The sequence below is a fragment of the Flavobacterium sp. genome (assembly GCF_965284515.1).
In the GTDB taxonomy this organism is placed as follows: domain Bacteria; phylum Bacteroidota; class Bacteroidia; order Flavobacteriales; family Flavobacteriaceae; genus Flavobacterium.
On sequence record NZ_OZ260089.1, the window covers coordinates 541,360 to 558,037 of the forward strand.

General features: G+C 31.7%; 20 protein-coding genes and 2 tRNA genes. 12 read left to right on the plus strand and 10 right to left on the minus strand.

The window, feature by feature from the left end; translation table 11 throughout:
- Window position 1 precedes the first annotated feature (1 nt).
- From ACQ65T_RS02555 to dprA, 6 genes are all read left to right on the plus strand, one after another.
- Window positions 2-532: a GNAT family N-acetyltransferase gene (locus tag ACQ65T_RS02555; protein WP_430399533.1), complete on the plus strand. Its 531-nt coding sequence runs from the start codon at window positions 2-4 to the stop codon at window positions 530-532.
- Window positions 522-1,424: an oxygen-dependent coproporphyrinogen oxidase gene (gene hemF / locus ACQ65T_RS02560; RefSeq protein ID WP_430399534.1), complete on the plus strand. Its 903-nt coding sequence runs from the start codon at window positions 522-524 to the stop codon at window positions 1,422-1,424. Before ACQ65T_RS02555 ends, hemF begins: the two co-directional genes overlap by 11 nt.
- A gap of 23 nt (window positions 1,425-1,447) precedes the next feature.
- Window positions 1,448-2,437, plus strand: a complete 990-nt coding sequence (gene hemB / locus ACQ65T_RS02565; protein ID WP_430399535.1) for a porphobilinogen synthase — start codon at window positions 1,448-1,450, stop codon at window positions 2,435-2,437.
- Window positions 2,438-2,481: 44 nt separating this feature from the next.
- Complete coding sequence (locus ACQ65T_RS02570) at window positions 2,482-3,231, plus strand: phosphatase PAP2 family protein (protein WP_430399536.1); 750 nt, start codon at window positions 2,482-2,484, stop codon at window positions 3,229-3,231.
- A gap of 95 nt (window positions 3,232-3,326) precedes the next feature.
- The gene (locus ACQ65T_RS02575) at window positions 3,327-4,382 is read left to right on the plus strand and encodes a CNNM domain-containing protein (RefSeq protein ID WP_430399537.1); all 1,056 of its coding nucleotides are present in this window, start codon (window positions 3,327-3,329) and stop codon (window positions 4,380-4,382) included.
- 59 nt (window positions 4,383-4,441) lie between these two features.
- Window positions 4,442-5,545, plus strand: coding sequence for a DNA-processing protein DprA (dprA, locus tag ACQ65T_RS02580; protein ID WP_430399538.1), 1,104 nt, complete (start codon window positions 4,442-4,444; stop codon window positions 5,543-5,545).
- 42 nt (window positions 5,546-5,587) lie between these two features.
- Here the strand turns inward: dprA and accC are convergent, their stop codons facing one another.
- The 6 genes from accC to pdxA form a co-directional block, all read right to left on the minus strand.
- Window positions 5,588-6,940: an acetyl-CoA carboxylase biotin carboxylase subunit gene (gene accC / locus ACQ65T_RS02585; protein ID WP_430399539.1), complete on the minus strand. Its 1,353-nt coding sequence runs from the start codon at window positions 6,938-6,940 to the stop codon at window positions 5,588-5,590.
- Window positions 6,941-7,034: 94 nt separating this feature from the next.
- Window positions 7,035-7,517, minus strand: a complete 483-nt coding sequence (gene accB / locus ACQ65T_RS02590; protein WP_430399540.1) for an acetyl-CoA carboxylase biotin carboxyl carrier protein — start codon at window positions 7,515-7,517, stop codon at window positions 7,035-7,037.
- 28 nt (window positions 7,518-7,545) lie between these two features.
- Entirely contained in the window at window positions 7,546-8,544 is a 999-nt protein-coding gene (locus tag ACQ65T_RS02595; protein WP_430399541.1) for a beta-ketoacyl-ACP synthase III, read from the minus strand.
- Window positions 8,545-8,706: 162 nt separating this feature from the next.
- Window positions 8,707-8,901: a 50S ribosomal protein L32 gene (gene rpmF / locus ACQ65T_RS02600; RefSeq protein WP_264559858.1), complete on the minus strand. Its 195-nt coding sequence runs from the start codon at window positions 8,899-8,901 to the stop codon at window positions 8,707-8,709.
- Between the two features lie 9 nt (window positions 8,902-8,910).
- Complete coding sequence (locus tag ACQ65T_RS02605) at window positions 8,911-9,444, minus strand: YceD family protein (protein WP_430399542.1); 534 nt, start codon at window positions 9,442-9,444, stop codon at window positions 8,911-8,913.
- An 85-nt stretch (window positions 9,445-9,529) separates the two neighbouring features.
- Complete coding sequence (pdxA, locus tag ACQ65T_RS02610; RefSeq protein ID WP_430399543.1) at window positions 9,530-10,573, minus strand: 4-hydroxythreonine-4-phosphate dehydrogenase PdxA; 1,044 nt, start codon at window positions 10,571-10,573, stop codon at window positions 9,530-9,532.
- 58 nt (window positions 10,574-10,631) lie between these two features.
- On the opposite strand from pdxA, the gene ACQ65T_RS02615 reads away from it, so the two are divergent.
- Complete coding sequence (locus tag ACQ65T_RS02615) at window positions 10,632-11,222, plus strand: riboflavin synthase (RefSeq protein WP_430399544.1); 591 nt, start codon at window positions 10,632-10,634, stop codon at window positions 11,220-11,222.
- Window positions 11,223-11,232: 10 nt separating this feature from the next.
- Here the strand turns inward: ACQ65T_RS02615 and ACQ65T_RS02620 are convergent, their stop codons facing one another.
- From ACQ65T_RS02620 to mce, 3 genes are all read right to left on the minus strand, one after another.
- Window positions 11,233-11,442 carry a PID-CTERM protein-sorting domain-containing protein gene (locus ACQ65T_RS02620; RefSeq protein ID WP_430399545.1) on the minus strand — a complete coding sequence of 70 codons (210 nt, stop codon included), beginning with the start codon at window positions 11,440-11,442 and terminating at the stop codon, window positions 11,233-11,235.
- A gap of 208 nt (window positions 11,443-11,650) precedes the next feature.
- Window positions 11,651-11,724: transfer RNA gene (locus tag ACQ65T_RS02625), tRNA-Ile, on the minus strand.
- Between the two features lie 97 nt (window positions 11,725-11,821).
- Window positions 11,822-12,223, minus strand: coding sequence for a methylmalonyl-CoA epimerase (mce, locus tag ACQ65T_RS02630; RefSeq protein ID WP_430399546.1), 402 nt, complete (start codon window positions 12,221-12,223; stop codon window positions 11,822-11,824).
- Between the two features lie 113 nt (window positions 12,224-12,336).
- Here mce and rbfA point away from each other — a divergent pair, with 113 nt between their 5' ends.
- Window positions 12,337-12,729 (plus strand): 30S ribosome-binding factor RbfA, encoded by a 393-nt coding sequence (rbfA, locus tag ACQ65T_RS02635; RefSeq protein WP_430399547.1) that lies wholly within the window; start codon window positions 12,337-12,339, stop codon window positions 12,727-12,729.
- 1 nt (window position 12,730) lies between these two features.
- Window positions 12,731-13,927 (plus strand): ABC transporter permease, encoded by a 1,197-nt coding sequence (locus ACQ65T_RS02640; RefSeq protein WP_430399548.1) that lies wholly within the window; start codon window positions 12,731-12,733, stop codon window positions 13,925-13,927.
- A gap of 36 nt (window positions 13,928-13,963) precedes the next feature.
- Here the strand turns inward: ACQ65T_RS02640 and ACQ65T_RS02645 are convergent.
- Window positions 13,964-14,043, minus strand: a tRNA-Leu gene (locus tag ACQ65T_RS02645).
- Window positions 14,044-14,264: 221 nt separating this feature from the next.
- On the opposite strand from ACQ65T_RS02645, the gene ACQ65T_RS02650 reads away from it, so the two are divergent.
- The 3 genes from ACQ65T_RS02650 (at window position 14,265) to pth (ending at window position 16,652) form a co-directional block, all read left to right on the plus strand.
- Entirely contained in the window at window positions 14,265-15,206 is a 942-nt protein-coding gene (locus ACQ65T_RS02650; RefSeq protein WP_430399549.1) for a ribose-phosphate pyrophosphokinase, read from the plus strand.
- Between the two features lie 26 nt (window positions 15,207-15,232).
- The gene (locus ACQ65T_RS02655) at window positions 15,233-15,841 is read left to right on the plus strand and encodes a 50S ribosomal protein L25/general stress protein Ctc (protein WP_430399550.1); all 609 of its coding nucleotides are present in this window, start codon (window positions 15,233-15,235) and stop codon (window positions 15,839-15,841) included.
- 196 nt (window positions 15,842-16,037) lie between these two features.
- Complete coding sequence (pth, locus tag ACQ65T_RS02660) at window positions 16,038-16,652, plus strand: aminoacyl-tRNA hydrolase (protein WP_430399551.1); 615 nt, start codon at window positions 16,038-16,040, stop codon at window positions 16,650-16,652.
- The last annotated feature ends 26 nt before the right edge of the window (window positions 16,653-16,678 follow it).

The following is a 16,678-nucleotide window of genomic DNA, read 5'->3' on the forward strand; positions in this document are numbered from 1 at the left end:
AATGCTAATTCAAGACTTTATTATTAACCCATTAAACACAAACGATGTAAGTCAGTTACATCAGTTTATTATTGATAATAAAGAAAGGTTAAAAAAATATTTTCCCGTTACATTATCTAGTAATTCTACACTAGAAAAAACAACTGAATATATTGTAACTAAAAATAAAGAAATTGAGGAACGATCTAACTTTACTTTTGCCATTCGCAATGAAAAGTCTATTATAATAGGACTGATGATTCTAAAAAAAATTGATTGGGCCAAAAAAATGGGTGAGTTTGCTTATTGTATTGGTTCTAACTACGAAGGGAAAGGTCATACTTCTAAGGCAGTAAACAAAATGATACAGTTTGCTTTTAATGAGTTACAATTAAAAACGCTTCAAATCATTGCGCATAAAACTAATATTGGAAGTTGTAAAGTTGCCGAAAATTGTGGCTTTTCATGGAAAAAAACATTGCTAAATGAATTTACACCAGTTAATGAAACTCCATTAGATATGGAATTATATGAACTTGAAAATGAAAAATAAATTTTACGCATACATACAAAACTTACAAGATCAAATCTGTAAAGGTTTAGAGGAAATTGACGGAAAAGGTTTCTTTAAAGAAGATTTATGGAAAAGACCTGAAGGTGGTGGAGGAAGAACGCGTGTAATTGAAAACGGAAATGTTTTTGAAAAAGGTGGTGTAAATATTTCTGCCGTTCATGGAAAGTTACCCGATTCTATGCAGAAACTTTTTAATGTAGGTGAAGCTGATTTTTTTGCTTGCGGATTAAGTTTAGTGATTCATCCTAAAAGCCCAATGGTTCCAACTGTGCATGCAAATTGGCGTTATTTTGAAATGTATGACGAAAATGGAAATATAATCAATAGTTGGTTTGGTGGCGGACAAGATTTAACACCTTATTATTTGTTTGAAGAAGATGCAAAACATTTTCATAAAACCTGTAAAACTACTTGCGACAAACATAATGCTGAATTTTATCCAAAATATAAAAAGCAATGTGATGACTATTTTTGGAATGCGCACCGAAATGAAGCACGTGGATTAGGTGGTTTATTTTTTGACTATTGCAAAGAAACTCCTGAAATGAAAATGGAAGATTGGTTCAGCTTTGTTACAGAAGTTGGAAATAGTTTTCTAGAGGCGTATGTTCCAATAGTTGAAAAACGAAAAGAATTACCTTTTACTCCAGAACAAAAAACGTGGCAAGAAATTCGTCGTGGTCGTTATGTAGAATTTAATTTGGTTCACGATAAAGGAACTTTATTTGGTTTAAAAACCAACGGAAGAATTGAAAGTATATTGATGAGTTTACCACCACATGTGCAATGGGTGTACGATCATCACGCAGAGAAAGGAAGCGAAGAAGAAAAGTTAATTAAAGTATTAGAATCACCAGTTGATTGGATTTAAAACAACAACATAAAGCTAAAAATATGTTCCCATTAAGAAGAAATAGAAGATTAAGAACTAACGAAAGTATTCGTTCATTAGTTCGTGAAACTATTATAACTCCAAATGATTTTTTAGTTCCATTATTCGTAGTAGAAGGAAAAGGAATTAAAGAAGAAATTGCTTCTATGCCAAATTACTTTCGCTACAGCTTAGACTTATTAGAAAAAGAAGTTAAAGAACTTTGGGCAATGGGACTAAAATCGGTTTTAGTATTTGTAAAAGTACCCGATAATTTAAAAGACAATAAAGGAACGGAAGCGCTAAACCCTAACGGATTAATGCAACGTGCTGTAAAAGTGATTAAAAACGCTGTTCCAGAGATGATTGTAATGACAGACGTAGCTTTAGACCCTTATTCTTCTTTTGGTCACGATGGTGTTATTGAAAACGGACAAGTGGCTAATGATATTACTTCTTCAATATTAGCTGAAATGGCATTGTCGCATGCACAAGCTGGAGCTGATTTTGTTGCGCCAAGTGATATGATGGATGGTCGTATTTTAGAAATGCGCGAAACATTAGAAAGTTCGGGTTTTATTAATACTGGAATTATGAGTTATTCTGCAAAATATGCTTCTGCTTTTTACGGACCTTTTCGCGATGCATTAGATTCTGCTCCTGTAGATTTAATTGATGTTCCAAAAGATAAAAAAACGTATCAAATGGATTATCATAATAGAACGGAAGCCATTAAAGAAACCGAAATGGACATTGAAGAAGGTGCTGATATTGTTATGGTAAAACCAGGAATAGCTTATCTAGATATAGTTAGAGACATTAAAAATATTGTAGATGTTCCTGTTGCAGTATACCAAGTTTCTGGAGAATATTCCATGATTAAAGCAGCTGCTGAAAGAGGTTGGTTAGACCATGATGCTGTAATGATGGAACAAATCACTGCGATTAAAAGAGCTGGAGCAGATGTTATTGCAAGCTACTTTGCAAAAGATGTTGTAAAACTTTTAAAGTAATCTTATTTATTAAGTTAAACTCCTGTGTTATTTAAAGATACCATATGAAATTAATTAAAATAGCTATCGTTCTTTTATTAGGAACTTTAAATGTCTTTAGTCAGAATTTGAAAAATGATACTATACAAGTTCGAAAAAATATTAAATTTAAATATGAAGCATTAATTATTCCATCCGTTTTAATTGGATATGGTTTAATTGGTATTGAAAGTGATGGGCTGAAATTCGTTAATTCTGAAATAAAAGCTGAAATAAAAGAACATATTGATGAAAAGTTCACAATAGATGATATTTCACAATACACTCCCTTTCTATCTGTTTATGGACTAAATGCTTTTGGGGTTAAAGGAAAAAATAATTTCAAAGACAGAACTATTATTTTAGGTACTGCTTATTTAATTATGGGAGCATCGGTAAATGGTCTAAAAAACACATCAGGGGTTGAAAGGCCAGATGGCACAAGTAGAAACTCATTTCCTTCTGGGCATACCGCAACTGCTTTTATGGGAGCAGAATTTTTATATCAAGAATATAAAGATGTTTCTGTTTGGTACGGAATTTCAGGTTACTTAGTTGCAACAGGAACTGGTTTTTTTAGAATGTATAATAATAGACATTGGTTTACAGATGTTGCTACGGGAGCAGGAATTGGAATTTTAAGCACTAAAATTGCCTATTGGGTGCACCCGTTTATAAAAAGAAATTTGTTCAAAGACAAAAAAAGCACATATGGAGTTGTAGTCCCTTTCTATAATGGAAAAGAATACGGACTAGGAATGGCTATAAGATTCTAATTTTCGAACTCTTTTTTTACTATTTATATATCAAAAAAATAGAAATTTGTTTCCTTTATTTTTATTGAGTAATTTACAATTTAAAACCAACATTAATGACACTATTAATTATTTACGCAGTTACTTCTATTTTCTTTTCATTTCTATGTTCCATTTTAGAAGCGGTATTATTGAGTGTTACACATACTTTTATTACAGTTAAAAAGAAAGAAAACAAAAGTTTTGCTACGAAGTTAGAAATTTTAAAAAGCGATATTGACAAACCTTTAATTACTATTTTAACATTAAATACAATTGCACACACTGTAGGTGCTATTTTAGTTGGTGTACAAGCTGAAAAAACCTTTGGGAACGGAAATAATTCAGTAGCTATCGTTTCTTCAGTAATGACCTTTTTAATTTTAATTTTATCTGAAATAATCCCAAAAACAATTGGCGCAAAATTTTGGAAACAATTAGCTGGTTTTACAACTACAACGCTAAATATTTTAATTTTTCCGTTAAAAATTACAGGAATTTTATGGTTACTTCAATTGACTACAAAACTAATTGGCGGTTCAGGACATGTTTCTATTTTAAGTAGAGATGACTTTTCTGCAATGGCAGATTTGGCCGAAAAAGAAGGTGTTTTTAAAGCTTCCGAATCTAAAGTGTTGAAAAACTTATTAACGCTTGATTCTGTCTTTGCAAAAGATGTCATGTCACCAAGAACAGTAGTAAAAATAGCCAATAGTATTACTACGATTGAAGATTTTTATAAAGAAAATAAAAATCTTCGTTTTTCAAGAATTCCTATTTTTCAAACAAGTGCAGATAACATAATTGGTTTAGTTTTAAAAACAGATGTTTTGGACGCTATGATTAATAATAACGGAACAGCATTATTAGAAAGCATTAAACGACCAATTGTTTTGACCAAAAGAAACCAACCTATTGCGCAATTATTTGAAGAATTAGTTCAAAGCAAAAACCACATGGCTGCAGTTTTAGATGAGTACGGTTCTTTTAGCGGTTTAATAACACAAGAAGACGTTATTGAGACTTTACTAGGCCTTGAAATCATGGATGAAAGCGATTCTGTAGAAGATTTACAACAACTGGCAAAGAAGAACTTAGCAAAGAGAATTGAAAAATTAAAAAATAACGAGTAACTATTTAAATTAATTTTTACATTTGTGTAATATATACGCCAAATTATTTATTACACGCCATGTTACAAAACGAATTATATCACACGCTTGCGTTGCTGCAAGTAGATGGAGTTGGTGACGTTATTGCCAAAAAACTCATTCATCACTGCGGTTCAGCAGAAGCCGTTTTTCAATCTAAAAATACATCTTTAGCTAAAATTGAAGGAATTGGTAAGTACTTACTGAAAAACCTGCAAGACAAAACCGTGTTTCAAAAAGCAGAAAATGAACTCCTTTTTATTGAAAAAGAGCACATAAAGATACTCCATTTCCAAGATTCCAACTACCCTGAGCGCTTGCAAAACTGTTTCGATAGTCCAGTTTTATTATTCCAATCTGGGAAAATAGATTTATCGAATAGAAAAATAATTAGTATTGTTGGTACACGACAAATTACCAGTTATGGTTCTTCATTTACACAAAAAATCATAGAAGATATTGCACCATTAAATCCTATTATCGTTAGTGGTTTTGCATATGGTGTAGATATTGTTGCACATCAAGCAGCAATAGATTGTGGTTTGCAAACTATAGGCGTTTTAGCACATGGTTTAAACCAAATTTATCCAAAAAACCATAAAAAGTACATGGCAAAAATGGAAGAAAACGGTGGCTTTTTAACCGAATTTTGGAGTACATCACAACCTGATAGAGAAAATTTCGTGAAACGCAATCGTATTGTTGCCGGAATAACTGAAGCTACTATTGTAATTGAAAGTGCCGAAAAAGGTGGTTCGCTAATAACGGCGCAAATAGCAAATGACTATAATCGCGATGTATTTGCTGTTCCTGGAAGAACTACCGATAAGTACAGTCAAGGTTGTAATAACCTTATCAAAACCCAACGTGCCCATTTATTACATTCTGCAGCAGATTTGGTTTATATCTTAAATTGGGAGTTGAAAAAGAAGGAAGAAAAAGCTATCCAAAAACAATTGTTTGTTTCTTTAGAACCTGAAGAACAAAAAGTATACGACTATCTTTTAAAAACCGGTAAAGACGATTTAGACTCTATCGCCATAGCTTGTGAATTACCAACCTATAAATTATCTTCTCTACTACTCAATATGGAATTGAAAGGGATAATAAAACCATTACCTGGGAAATTATTTGAGTTAAACTAAAAATAAAAAAGTCCTGCAATTGCAGGACTTTTTTTAAAATATTTAATCTTCAATTTTATCTTTCATTACAAAAGATTCCATGAATTTTGTAGTATAATTTCCAGCCACATAATCTGGTTCGTCCATTAATTGTCTATGGAAAGGAATTGTAGTTTTAATTCCTTCAATAACGAATTCATCTAAAGCACGCTTCATTTTATTGATAGCCTCTTCTCTAGATTGTGCAGTTGTAATTAACTTAGCAATCATAGAATCGTAATTTGGTGGAATTGTATATCCTGAATAAACATGCGTGTCTAAACGAACTCCATGTCCTCCTGGGGTATGTAATGTAGTTATTTTTCCCGGTGAAGGTCTAAAATCATTATACGGATCTTCTGCGTTAATTCTACATTCAATAGAATGTAAAATTGGATAATAATTTTTACCCGAAATTGGAATACCTGCAGCAACCATAATTTGTTCACGAATTAAATCGTAATCAATTACTTGTTCTGTAATAGGATGCTCAACTTGAATACGCGTATTCATTTCCATAAAATAGAAATTTCTATGCTTATCTACTAAGAATTCAACGGTACCAGCACCTTCATATTTAATATACTCAGCGGCTTTTACAGCGGCATTACCCATTGCCTCTCTTAATTCATCTGTCATGAATGGAGAAGGTGTTTCTTCAGTAAGTTTTTGATGACGACGTTGAACAGAACAGTCTCTTTCAGAAAGGTGACATGCTTTACCAAAAGAATCTCCAACAACTTGAATTTCAATATGTCTTGGTTCTTCAATAAGTTTTTCCATGTACATATCGTCATTTCCAAATGCAGCTTTACTTTCTTGACGAGCAGACTCCCATGCAGCTTTAAGATCTTCTTCTTTCCAAATAGCACGCATTCCTTTACCACCACCTCCAGCCGAAGCCTTAAGCATTACTGGATATCCTGTTTCTAAAGCTATTTTTTGACACTCTTCAAATGTTTCAATAACTCCTTCACTTCCAGGCACACAAGGAACACCAGCTTCTATCATAGTAGATTTAGCGTTGGCTTTGTCTCCCATTCTATCAATCATTTCAGGAGAAGCTCCAATGAATTTGATTCCGTGCTCTTGACAAATTTTAGAAAATTTTGCATTTTCAGATAAAAATCCATAACCTGGATGAATTGCATCTGCATTAGTAATCTCAGCAGCAGCAATAATATTTGCCATTTTTAAGTATGACAAATTACTAGGAGGAGGACCAATACATACAGCTTCGTCAGCAAAACGAACATGTAAACTTTCCGCATCAGCAGTAGAATATACAGCTACTGTTTTAATACCCATTTCTTTACAGGTTCTTATAACACGAAGAGCAATTTCTCCTCTATTGGCAATCAATATTTTTTTAAACATCTTTTTTCAATTAGATAATTAGACAATTGGATTGTTTGATTTTTAGACGAATTAGAATGTGTTTTCTAAAATCTAAAAATCTAAAAATCTAAATTTAAGATGGATCTACTAAGAATAATGGTTGATCAAATTCAACTGGAGAAGAATCATCAACTAATATTTTAACGATTTTACCTGAAACTTCAGATTCAATTTCGTTAAATAATTTCATAGCTTCAATTACACATAGAACATCTCCTTTAGCAATTGTTGAACCTACTTCTACAAAAACAGGTTTATCTGGCGAAGGTTTTCTATATAAAGTACCAATAATTGGCGACTTAACAGTAATGTATTTAGAATCATCATCAGCTGGTGCTGGTGCTACTGGCGCTGCAGGAGCAGTTGGCGCAACTGGTTGAGGTGCTGCTGCTTGTGGCAACGCTGCTGAAACAGGAACTTGTTGTATGTAAGTAGTTTCACCACCTTCTGGAGTAGTTTTAATAGTGATTTTAAAATCATCCATTTCTAATTTAACTTCCGTAGCTCCAGATTTTGAAACAAATTTGATTAAATTTTGAATTTCTCTAATATCCATAATGTTACTATTTGATTTAGTTTGTTTGTTATTGTTTAGTGTAAGCCCATTTTAAGTAGATAGATCCCCATGTAAATCCACCACCAAATGCAGCAAATATAATATTATCTCCTTTTTTCAATTGATTTTCAAAATCACAAAGTAATAAAGGTAATGTTGCAGAAGTTGTATTACCATATTTTTGAATGTTGATTAGTACTTTAGAATCATCTAATCCCATTCTATTTGAAGTAGCATCAATAATACGCTTATTCGCTTGATGTGCAACCAACCAATTTACATCATCTTTTGTTAAATTATTACGTTGCATTATTTTCTCACTAACATCTGCCATTCCAGAAACAGCATACTTAAAAACTGTTTTACCATCTTGAAAAACGAAATGTTGTTTGTTTTTAATCGTTTCTTCTGAAGGCGGTAAGATTGAACCACCAGCTTCAATTTTAAGAAACTCTCTACCTATACCGTCACTTCTAAGAATTTCATCTTGTAAACCTAAACCTTCTTCATTTGGCTCGAATAAAACTGCCCCTCCTCCATCACCAAAAATAATACACGTTGCTCTATCTGTATAATCAATTATAGAAGACATTTTATCTGCTCCTATTAATAAGACTTTTTTGTATTTTCCAGAAGCTATATAGGCTGAAGCTGCAGACATTCCATAAAGAAAACTTGAACATGCTGCTTGTAAATCATATGCAAATGCATTTGAAGCACCGATTTGAGAAGCTACATAAACACCCGTAGAAGCAACAGGCATATCGGGTGTGGCAGTAGCCATAATTACTAAATCAATCTCTTTTGGATCAAGATTGGCTTTATTAATTAAATCCTGAGCGGCTTTAATTGCAAGAAAAGATGTGCCTTGACCTTCTTCTTTTAATATTCTTCTTTCTTTAATACCAGTTCTGCTAGTAATCCACTCATCATTAGTGTCAACTAATGTTTCTAGTACTTGATTAGACAAAACATAATCTGGTACGTATGAACCTATTGCTGTAATTGCGGCAGTAATTTTAGTCATAAAAATATATTTTCTTCTCGAATTTATTTGATTTCGAAAAGTTGTGAAAATTACAAAAAAAAAGTCAAACCCAAATAAATAGAGCTCGTTAAATTAATAACGAGTTGTAATTAACAAAAAAACTCCCACATAGTGAGAGTTTTTCTCTATTTTAAAACTGTATTAAGCTACAGCTTCTGTTTTATCAATAACTACTTGACCTCTGTAGTACATTTTCCCTTCAGACCAATAAGCTCTGTGGTATAAATGCGCTTCTCCAGTTGTTGGACAAGTTGCTATTTGTGGAACTGATGCTTTGTAATGTGTTCTTCTCTTATCTCTTCTTGTTTTCGAGATTTTTCTCTTTGGATGTGCCATTTTACTATATTATTTATCCGTTAATAGTTTTTTTAAATTTTCCCACCTTGGGTCAATATCTTCGTTTTCTTTATTCTCTTCTTTAGGAGCTAATTTATCTAATGTATCTAACGCTTCCGTTTTAAGCGTCCCATCTTTAATTCCAGGGTGCACTCTTTTAAAAGGAACCGACAATACAATACTCTCATATATATATTGCGACACATCCAATTGAAATTCGCCATGAGGAAGAATTAATAACTCTTCACTATCATTATTGAACTCCTCTCCAAATTTTATAACAAGATTGAACTTCCCTTTAATTTTTAAATCAAAATTTTCTCCTGTCATATCACAAGGAACATTAACAATTCCTTTATGATTAAGGCACAATTCCATAATTGTGCTTTTCTTTTCTAATTCAATATCAACTTTAACATCTACATTTTGGTATTCATCAAAATCAAATTGTTCAAAAAATGAATTATCTATTTGATAATCAAACTGATGCTTGCCTTCTTTTAATCCAGCAAAAGGTATTAAAAACTCTTTTAAATTCTTCATAACATCAACTCTACCCTCTTAGGGGATGCAAAGATATAAAATTATTGCAATTTCAAACTCGTTATGAACATTTTTTTGTTTACAACTAATTACGTTTAGTTTTTAAAGGGTTTTTCGTAAGTTCTTGATACTCATTTCTCTTATTATAAACATCAATTGCTAAATATAATGCCTCTCTAAACGAATCTGGGTTAGCCAAATCTTTACCCGCAATTTCAAATGCTGTTCCATGATCTGGAGAAGTACGGACTTTATCTAGACCTGCAGTATAATTAACTCCTTTACCAAAGGACAAAGTTTTAAACGGAATCAATCCTTGATCATGATACATCGCTAAAATAGCATCATAATTTTCATATTTTGAAGACCCAAAAAAACTATCTGACGCGTATGGGCCAAATACCATTTCCCCGCCTTCAAACAACTTTTTAATAGTAGGCTTGATAATTAAATCATCTTCATTTCCAATTACTCCATTATCTCCACAATGAGGATTTAATCCTAAAACAGCGATTTTAGGTTTAGAAATTCCAAAATCAGCAATTAAAGTGTTCTTTATAATTTCGATTTTTTTGACTAATAATTGTTCTGTAAGTAAGTTTGAAATTTCATTTAAAGGGACATGATCCGTCAATAAACCAATTCTTAGCTTATCACTCACCATCAACATAAGCGCATCTCCCTCTAGCTCTTGGTTCAAATAATCCGTATGACCTGGAAATTTAAATTCTTCAGATTGTATATTGTATTTATTTATAGGAGCCGTTACCAGCACATCAACTTCATTTAACTTCAATGCTTTAGTTGCAGCAGTAAAAGATTTAATGGCGTAACTACCCACAACTTCATTTGCAACCCCAGGCTCAATATTAACACCTTCTTTCCAAACATTTAAAACATTAATCTTACCTAAAACTAATTGATCAATAGAATCTATACCTTGAATACTTGATGTAAGTGCAAGGTTTTTTTTCATGAAAGAAATAATTTTAACATTCCCAAAAATCACAGGAGTACATAACTCTAAAAGTCTATTATCTTCAAATGTTTTCAAAATAACTTCTGGACCTATTCCATTTAAATCACCTATTGAAACACCTACAATTATATTTTCTGATTTTTTAACCATGATGAGTTGCTAATTAATGCTTACTTTTGAACTGCAAATTTAGTAAAATAATATCAGTATGTTTACAGGAATAATAGAAACAATAGGGTTGGTAAAAGAAATCATTAAGGAGAATGACAATTTACACATTAAGATACAGTCAAACATTACTAAAGAGTTAAAAATTGACCAAAGTGTTGCCCATAATGGCATATGCCTAACAGTGGTTGAAATTGACAATGACATTTACACAGTTACTGCAATAAAAGAAACCATTAAAAAAACCAATATCAATAAACTTTGCCAAGGAAGTTCAGTTAATTTAGAAAGAGCGATGAAACTTGGAGACAGACTTGACGGACATATCGTTCAAGGCCACGTTGATCAAATTGGAGTATGCCAGAATGTAAAAGAGGAAAATGGAAGTTGGGTTTTCACTTTTGAATACGACAAAAATCTAAACAATATTACAATTGAAAAAGGCTCAATTACAATTGACGGAACGAGCTTAACGGTTATAGATTCTAAAATTAATGAATTTAGCGTAGCAATAATACCTTATACTTTTGAACACACAAACTTTAAAAACTATAAAAAAGGAACGATTGTAAATTTAGAATTTGATGTTATTGGAAAATATGTAAAGAGAATTCAAGATTTAAGGTCATAAAAAAAAGCTCTTATAAAGAGCTTTTTTTTGTGATAAAATATTTTCTTGTAAGTAAATAACCTAAACTTAGAGCTACAATAAACATCAGTACAACCCCTCCATCAATAGGCAAACCTGGTGGTGGTGGTGGTGTAGGTGGCGGTGGTGTTTGAGAAAAAATTAATTGTGAACTCAACATCACTATTAAAACTAAAACTATTTTTTGTATTGTTACTTTCATATGTCGTAAAAATATAAAATTTCCATTCTACCAAAAGAAAAAAAACTTTTTTATATTAAAAAGAATTAATCGACTTCTTTTCATTGTGAAACACGAAAATATAAATATTTTTATACTTTCCAACTATTAAAATGAAAAAAAGTTAAAAAAAACTTAAACTTTTTTTATTTGGTCAAAAAAAACAACTACATCAAAGCTGTTTAAAATGTGGTCCCACCTGGGCTCGAACCAGGGACCACCTGATTATGAGTCAGGTGCTCTAACCAACTGAGCTATAGGACCAGTTTGATTTTTATGTCTTAACAAAACCATAGCTTTATTAAGAGTGTGCAATATTACTACTAATTTTTATTTGACACAAGATTTTTTGTTTTTTTATTTAACTTATCTCTTGACATAGTTCAATTAGCACTCCGTTAGTTGATTTCGGATGTAAAAAAACAACTAATTTATTGTCTGCCCCTCTCTTAGGCGTTTCGTTTAAAACAATAAAACCCTCCGCTTTTAATCGATCAACTTCAACATTAATGTCTTTCACATCAAATGCAATGTGATGAATACCTTCCCCTTTTTTTTCAAGAAATTTAGCAATCGGACTATTAGGGTTTGTTGCCTCTAACAATTCAATCTTGTTTGGGCCATTCATAAAAAAAGAAGTTTTAACACCTTCACTCTCAACTTCTTCTTCTTTATAAGGAGGGTTTCCAAACAATTTCTCAAATAATAAATTTGACTCTTGTAGGTTTTTAACTGCAATTCCAATATGTTCTATTTTTCTCATACGTATTTTTATCTATTCAAGTAAGTCACCTTAATATATATTATGCAAAATAACAATAAGTTTTCAATTCTAAAAAAACTAAAGATTAAAACTCTTTTACGTATTTTTGCACTATGGAAACAAATAGACAAAAAAAAATAGGAGCATTACTTCAAAACGACTTAGTTGATATTCTACAAGGAGAAGTGCGTAAAAACGGAATGACTAATTTAATTATCTCCGTTTCAAAAGTAAATGTAACTTCAGATCTTTCAATTGCAAAAGTTTTTTTAAGTGTATTTCCTTCTGAAAAAGGCAGTGAAATTTTAGCAGCAGTAAAATCTAACGCGCCAATGATTAAACACGATTTATCTCAAAGAGTAAAAAATCAATTGAGAAAAGTACCAAACTTGATCTTCTATGTTGACGATAGTTTAGACTATATAGAGAACATTGACAAAGCGTTAAAAGGGGAAGAAAATCCAGTTCAAAATCCAGAATTATTAGAAAAAAGAAAGAAAGCTTAAGTTGAATTTCTCTTTATACATAGCGAAAAGATATTTTTTAAGTTTTAGCAAAAACTCATCAATAAACATAATAACTAGTATAGCTTCAATAGGAATTATAGCTAGCTCTATGGCCCTACTCATTGTTTTGTCTGTATTTAGCGGATTAAGAGACTTTAGCTTAAGCTTTACAAACGCGTCAGACCCTGATATAAAAATGTTCCCAAAGTCAGGAAAAACAATATTTATTACACCAGAACATGAAGAAGCATTAAAAAAAACTGCTTTTATCTCAAATTATTCAAAAACTGTTGAAGAAAGGGTTTTGTTTTACTACAATGAAAAAGAGCATGTTGCCTATTTAAAAGGTGTTGATTCTCTTTTTACAAAATCAAATTCATACAGTAATCAGCTTTATACTGGAGATTGGTTTGAAAACGAAACCCCGCAAGTAGTAGTTGGTTATGAAATAAGTAGAAAACTGTCTTTAGGATTGTTTGATTTTAACAATGGTTTAGAAGTTTTTTCCCCAAAGCCTGGAAAAGGAATTATTGACAATCCCGATGACGCATTCAACAAAACCTTATTACAACCCGTTGGCATATACGCCATTAATGAAGAGATTGATAATAAATACGTTTTTTGCGATATTACAATTTGTCAAAAACTTTTGGAATACAAAAAAAATCAGGTTTCTTCAATCGAATTTAAAAAAAAAGAAGGCGTAACTGACGAAGAGGCAATTAATGAATTAAACTCTATATTTAAAAACCAATCAGTTTTCAAAACAAGAATTCAATTAAATGATGCACTTTACAAAATGCTCAATACAGAAAACATAGCTGTATATCTAATATTCACACTTGTCATAATAATTGCCCTTTTTAATTTAGTTGGAGCTTTAATCATGATGATTTTAGATAAAAAAGCAAATTTAAAGACACTTCACAGCATTGGTACTTCTATGGAAAAATTACAATCAATTTTCCTTTATCAAGGAACTCTTTTGACTTTATTTGGAGGAATTATTGGAACTTTATTTGGAATCTTAATCGTATGGATTCAACAGAAATACGAAGTAGTAATGATTACTGCTACACTTCCTTACCCTGTTGTTTTAGAATTAAAAAACATTGTAATTGTAACATTTACTATACTACTTCTAGGAATTTTTGCATCATGGATTGCAAGCACTAGGGTAAATAAAAATTTATTTTAAAAAAAAGCCTCAATTTAGAAGATTGAAGCATTTTTGTACCTTGGGTGGGAATCGAACCCACACTCCGAAGAACACGAGTTTGAGTCGTGCGCGTCTACCAATTCCGCCACCAAGGCAAAAAATTAATTTTGTGAGTGCAAATGTAAAAAAAAAATATACATATCACAGAAAAATACTTTAAAATATCCTTTCAGAGTTCATTTTAATTACTAAATTTGCACCTCGTTTAAAGCAACAACACTAACTAACTACACCCTAGGCGAATACAAACACAAAGCTAATGTTAAACCATAGCCGAACTGTATGGAGCGTAGCGGAGTAAAAACAACAAATTAACATGTCATACCAAGAGCCCGAAGCAAAAATATTTGCATGTTCTCAAAGTGTGTATTTAGCCGAGCAAATTGCTGAAAAGTACGGAGTTCCGCTAGGTAATATTACGTTCTCAACTTATAGTGATGGAGAATTTCAGCCTTCTTTTGAAGAATCAATAAGAGGGTTACGAGTTTTTTTAGTTTGTTCTACTTTTCCAAGCGCAGACAACTTAATGGAACTATTGTTAATGATTGACGCAGCTAAAAGAGCTTCAGCAAGACATATTACAGCAGTTATTCCTTATTTTGGATGGGCAAGACAAGATAGAAAAGATAAACCTAGAGTTCCAATAGGAGCAAAACTGGTAGCTAAACTTTTAGAAACAGCAGGGGCAACAAGAATCATGACAATGGATTTGCATGCAGATCAAATTCAAGGATTTTTTGAAAAACCAGTAGACCATTTATTTGCTTCTACTATCTTTTTGCCTTACGTAAAGAGTTTAAATCTTGAAAATCTAACAATCGCTTCACCGGATATGGGTGGTTCAAAAAGAGCATATGCGTATTCTAAATTTTTAGAATCTGATGTTGTAGTATGTTATAAACAACGTAAGAAAGCAAATGTAATTGACACAATGGAGTTGATTGGAGATGTAAAAGGAAGGAATGTCATCTTAGTAGATGATATGATTGACACAGGAGGAACATTAGCAAAAGCAGCTGATGTAATGATGGAGAAAGGCGCCTTGAGCGTTAGAGCAATTTGTACACACCCTATTTTATCAGGAGAAGCGTACGAAAAAATTGAAAACTCTAAATTATTAGAATTAATAGTTACAGATTCAATTCCTTTAAAGAAAGAATCTAAAAAAATAAGAGTAGTGAGCTGTGCTCCATTATTCGCCGAAGTAATGCACATGGTGCAGAACAACAATTCCATTAGTGGAAAATTTTTAATGTAAACATTTATTAACTTAATTTATTTCAAATGAAATCAATTACGATCAAAGGATCAGAAAGAGAAAGCGTGGGCAAAGTGTCAACTAAAGCCTTACGTAATGCTGGAATGGTACCGTGCGTAGTATACGGAGGGGAACAACCAGTACATTTTAGTGCAGACGAAAGAGCATTTAAAAACTTGGTGTATACTCCAAACGTACACACTGTAGTAATTGAATTAGAAGGTGGTAAAAAGATTAATGCAATTATGCAAGACATCCAATTTCACCCAGTATCTGACAAAATTTTACACATGGATTTCTATCAGTTACATGATGATAAAGAAATTACTATGGAAGTTCCTGTTAAAGTTATAGGAAAATCTCCTGGAGTTATGTCGGGTGGTGTATTACGTTTAAACCAACGTAAATTAAAAGTTAAAGCTTTACCAGCTAATTTACCAGATTTTATTGAAGCAGATATTACTCCATTACAAATGGGTAACAAATTATATGTTACAAAAATACCAGTAAATAACTTTAAATTATTACACCCAGACAACACTGTTGTTTGTCAAGTAAGAATTTCTCGTGCTGCAATGAAAGCTGCTCAAGAAGCTGCGAAAGCTGCGAAAGCTGCACCTGCAAAAAAGAAATAATAAATCTTATTATATTCAAATCAAAAGCACCGGTTTTACTGGTGCTTTTTTTATTATAACGCAATTTTTTAGATGTCATTTTTAATTACTCAATCCTATGCTTCATTTTTCTACAAGTAAATCAATCTACTCGATTATGCTAAGAAATTAAGGTTATTGTACTTTTGAAAAAATTAAAAAAGAGTACTTTTACAACATGAAATGGTTATTAAATATTTTTAAAACAAAAGAAAAACTTAAACCAATGAAGAAATTTTTAATTGTTGGATTGGGAAACATCGGTTCCGAATATGTAAACACAAGACATAATATTGGATTTAAAATCTTGGATTTTTTCTCAAATCAAGAAAATATAAATTTTCAAACAGTTAAACTAGGGGAAGTAGCTGAATATAAGATTAAAGGAAGAACTGTCCTTTTATTAAAACCAAATACTTATATGAATTTAAGCGGCAAAGCAGTTAAGTATTGGATGGAAAAAGAAAATATATCCAAAGAAAATGTCTTGATTATTACAGACGACCTAAACTTATCTTTTGGAACTATTAGAATAAAAACAAAAGGAAGTGATGGCGGACACAATGGATTGAAAAATATTCAACTGCTATTGAATACAACAGAATATCCTCGCTTTAGATTTGGTATAAGTGATGAATTTAAAAAAGGACAACAAGTTAGCTATGTTTTAGGAGAATGGTCTGATGAAGAAAAAGAAAACTTGAAAGAACGACTAAAACTCTCTACTGAGATTATCAAATCATTCGCTCTGTCGGGATTAAACAACACCATGAATACATATAACGGAAAATAAAAAAGGAGCGCTAAAAGCGCTCCTTT

Excerpts from the sequence above, each read along its gene's own strand:
- ACQ65T_RS02555 (WP_430399533.1), top strand. The coding sequence starts at position 2 with ATGCTAATTCAAGACTTTATTATTAACCCATTAAACACAAACGATGTA.
- hemF (WP_430399534.1), top strand. The coding sequence starts at position 522 with ATGAAAAATAAATTTTACGCATACATACAAAACTTACAAGATCAAATC.
- hemB (WP_430399535.1), top strand. The coding sequence starts at position 1,448 with ATGTTCCCATTAAGAAGAAATAGAAGATTAAGAACTAACGAAAGTATT.
- ACQ65T_RS02570 (WP_430399536.1), top strand. The coding sequence starts at position 2,482 with ATGAAATTAATTAAAATAGCTATCGTTCTTTTATTAGGAACTTTAAAT.
- ACQ65T_RS02575 (WP_430399537.1), top strand. The coding sequence starts at position 3,327 with ATGACACTATTAATTATTTACGCAGTTACTTCTATTTTCTTTTCATTT.
- dprA (WP_430399538.1), top strand. The coding sequence starts at position 4,442 with ATGTTACAAAACGAATTATATCACACGCTTGCGTTGCTGCAAGTAGAT.
- accC (WP_430399539.1), bottom strand. The coding sequence starts at position 6,940 with ATGTTTAAAAAAATATTGATTGCCAATAGAGGAGAAATTGCTCTTCGT.
- accB (WP_430399540.1), bottom strand. The coding sequence starts at position 7,517 with ATGGATATTAGAGAAATTCAAAATTTAATCAAATTTGTTTCAAAATCT.
- ACQ65T_RS02595 (WP_430399541.1), bottom strand. The coding sequence starts at position 8,544 with ATGACTAAAATTACTGCCGCAATTACAGCAATAGGTTCATACGTACCA.
- rpmF (WP_264559858.1), bottom strand. The coding sequence starts at position 8,901 with ATGGCACATCCAAAGAGAAAAATCTCGAAAACAAGAAGAGATAAGAGA.
- ACQ65T_RS02605 (WP_430399542.1), bottom strand. The coding sequence starts at position 9,444 with ATGAAGAATTTAAAAGAGTTTTTAATACCTTTTGCTGGATTAAAAGAA.
- pdxA (WP_430399543.1), bottom strand. The coding sequence starts at position 10,573 with ATGGTTAAAAAATCAGAAAATATAATTGTAGGTGTTTCAATAGGTGAT.
- ACQ65T_RS02615 (WP_430399544.1), top strand. The coding sequence starts at position 10,632 with ATGTTTACAGGAATAATAGAAACAATAGGGTTGGTAAAAGAAATCATT.
- ACQ65T_RS02620 (WP_430399545.1), bottom strand. The coding sequence starts at position 11,442 with ATGAAAGTAACAATACAAAAAATAGTTTTAGTTTTAATAGTGATGTTG.
- mce (WP_430399546.1), bottom strand. The coding sequence starts at position 12,223 with ATGAGAAAAATAGAACATATTGGAATTGCAGTTAAAAACCTACAAGAG.
- rbfA (WP_430399547.1), top strand. The coding sequence starts at position 12,337 with ATGGAAACAAATAGACAAAAAAAAATAGGAGCATTACTTCAAAACGAC.
- ACQ65T_RS02650 (WP_430399549.1), top strand. The coding sequence starts at position 14,265 with ATGTCATACCAAGAGCCCGAAGCAAAAATATTTGCATGTTCTCAAAGT.
- ACQ65T_RS02655 (WP_430399550.1), top strand. The coding sequence starts at position 15,233 with ATGAAATCAATTACGATCAAAGGATCAGAAAGAGAAAGCGTGGGCAAA.
- pth (WP_430399551.1), top strand. The coding sequence starts at position 16,038 with ATGAAATGGTTATTAAATATTTTTAAAACAAAAGAAAAACTTAAACCA.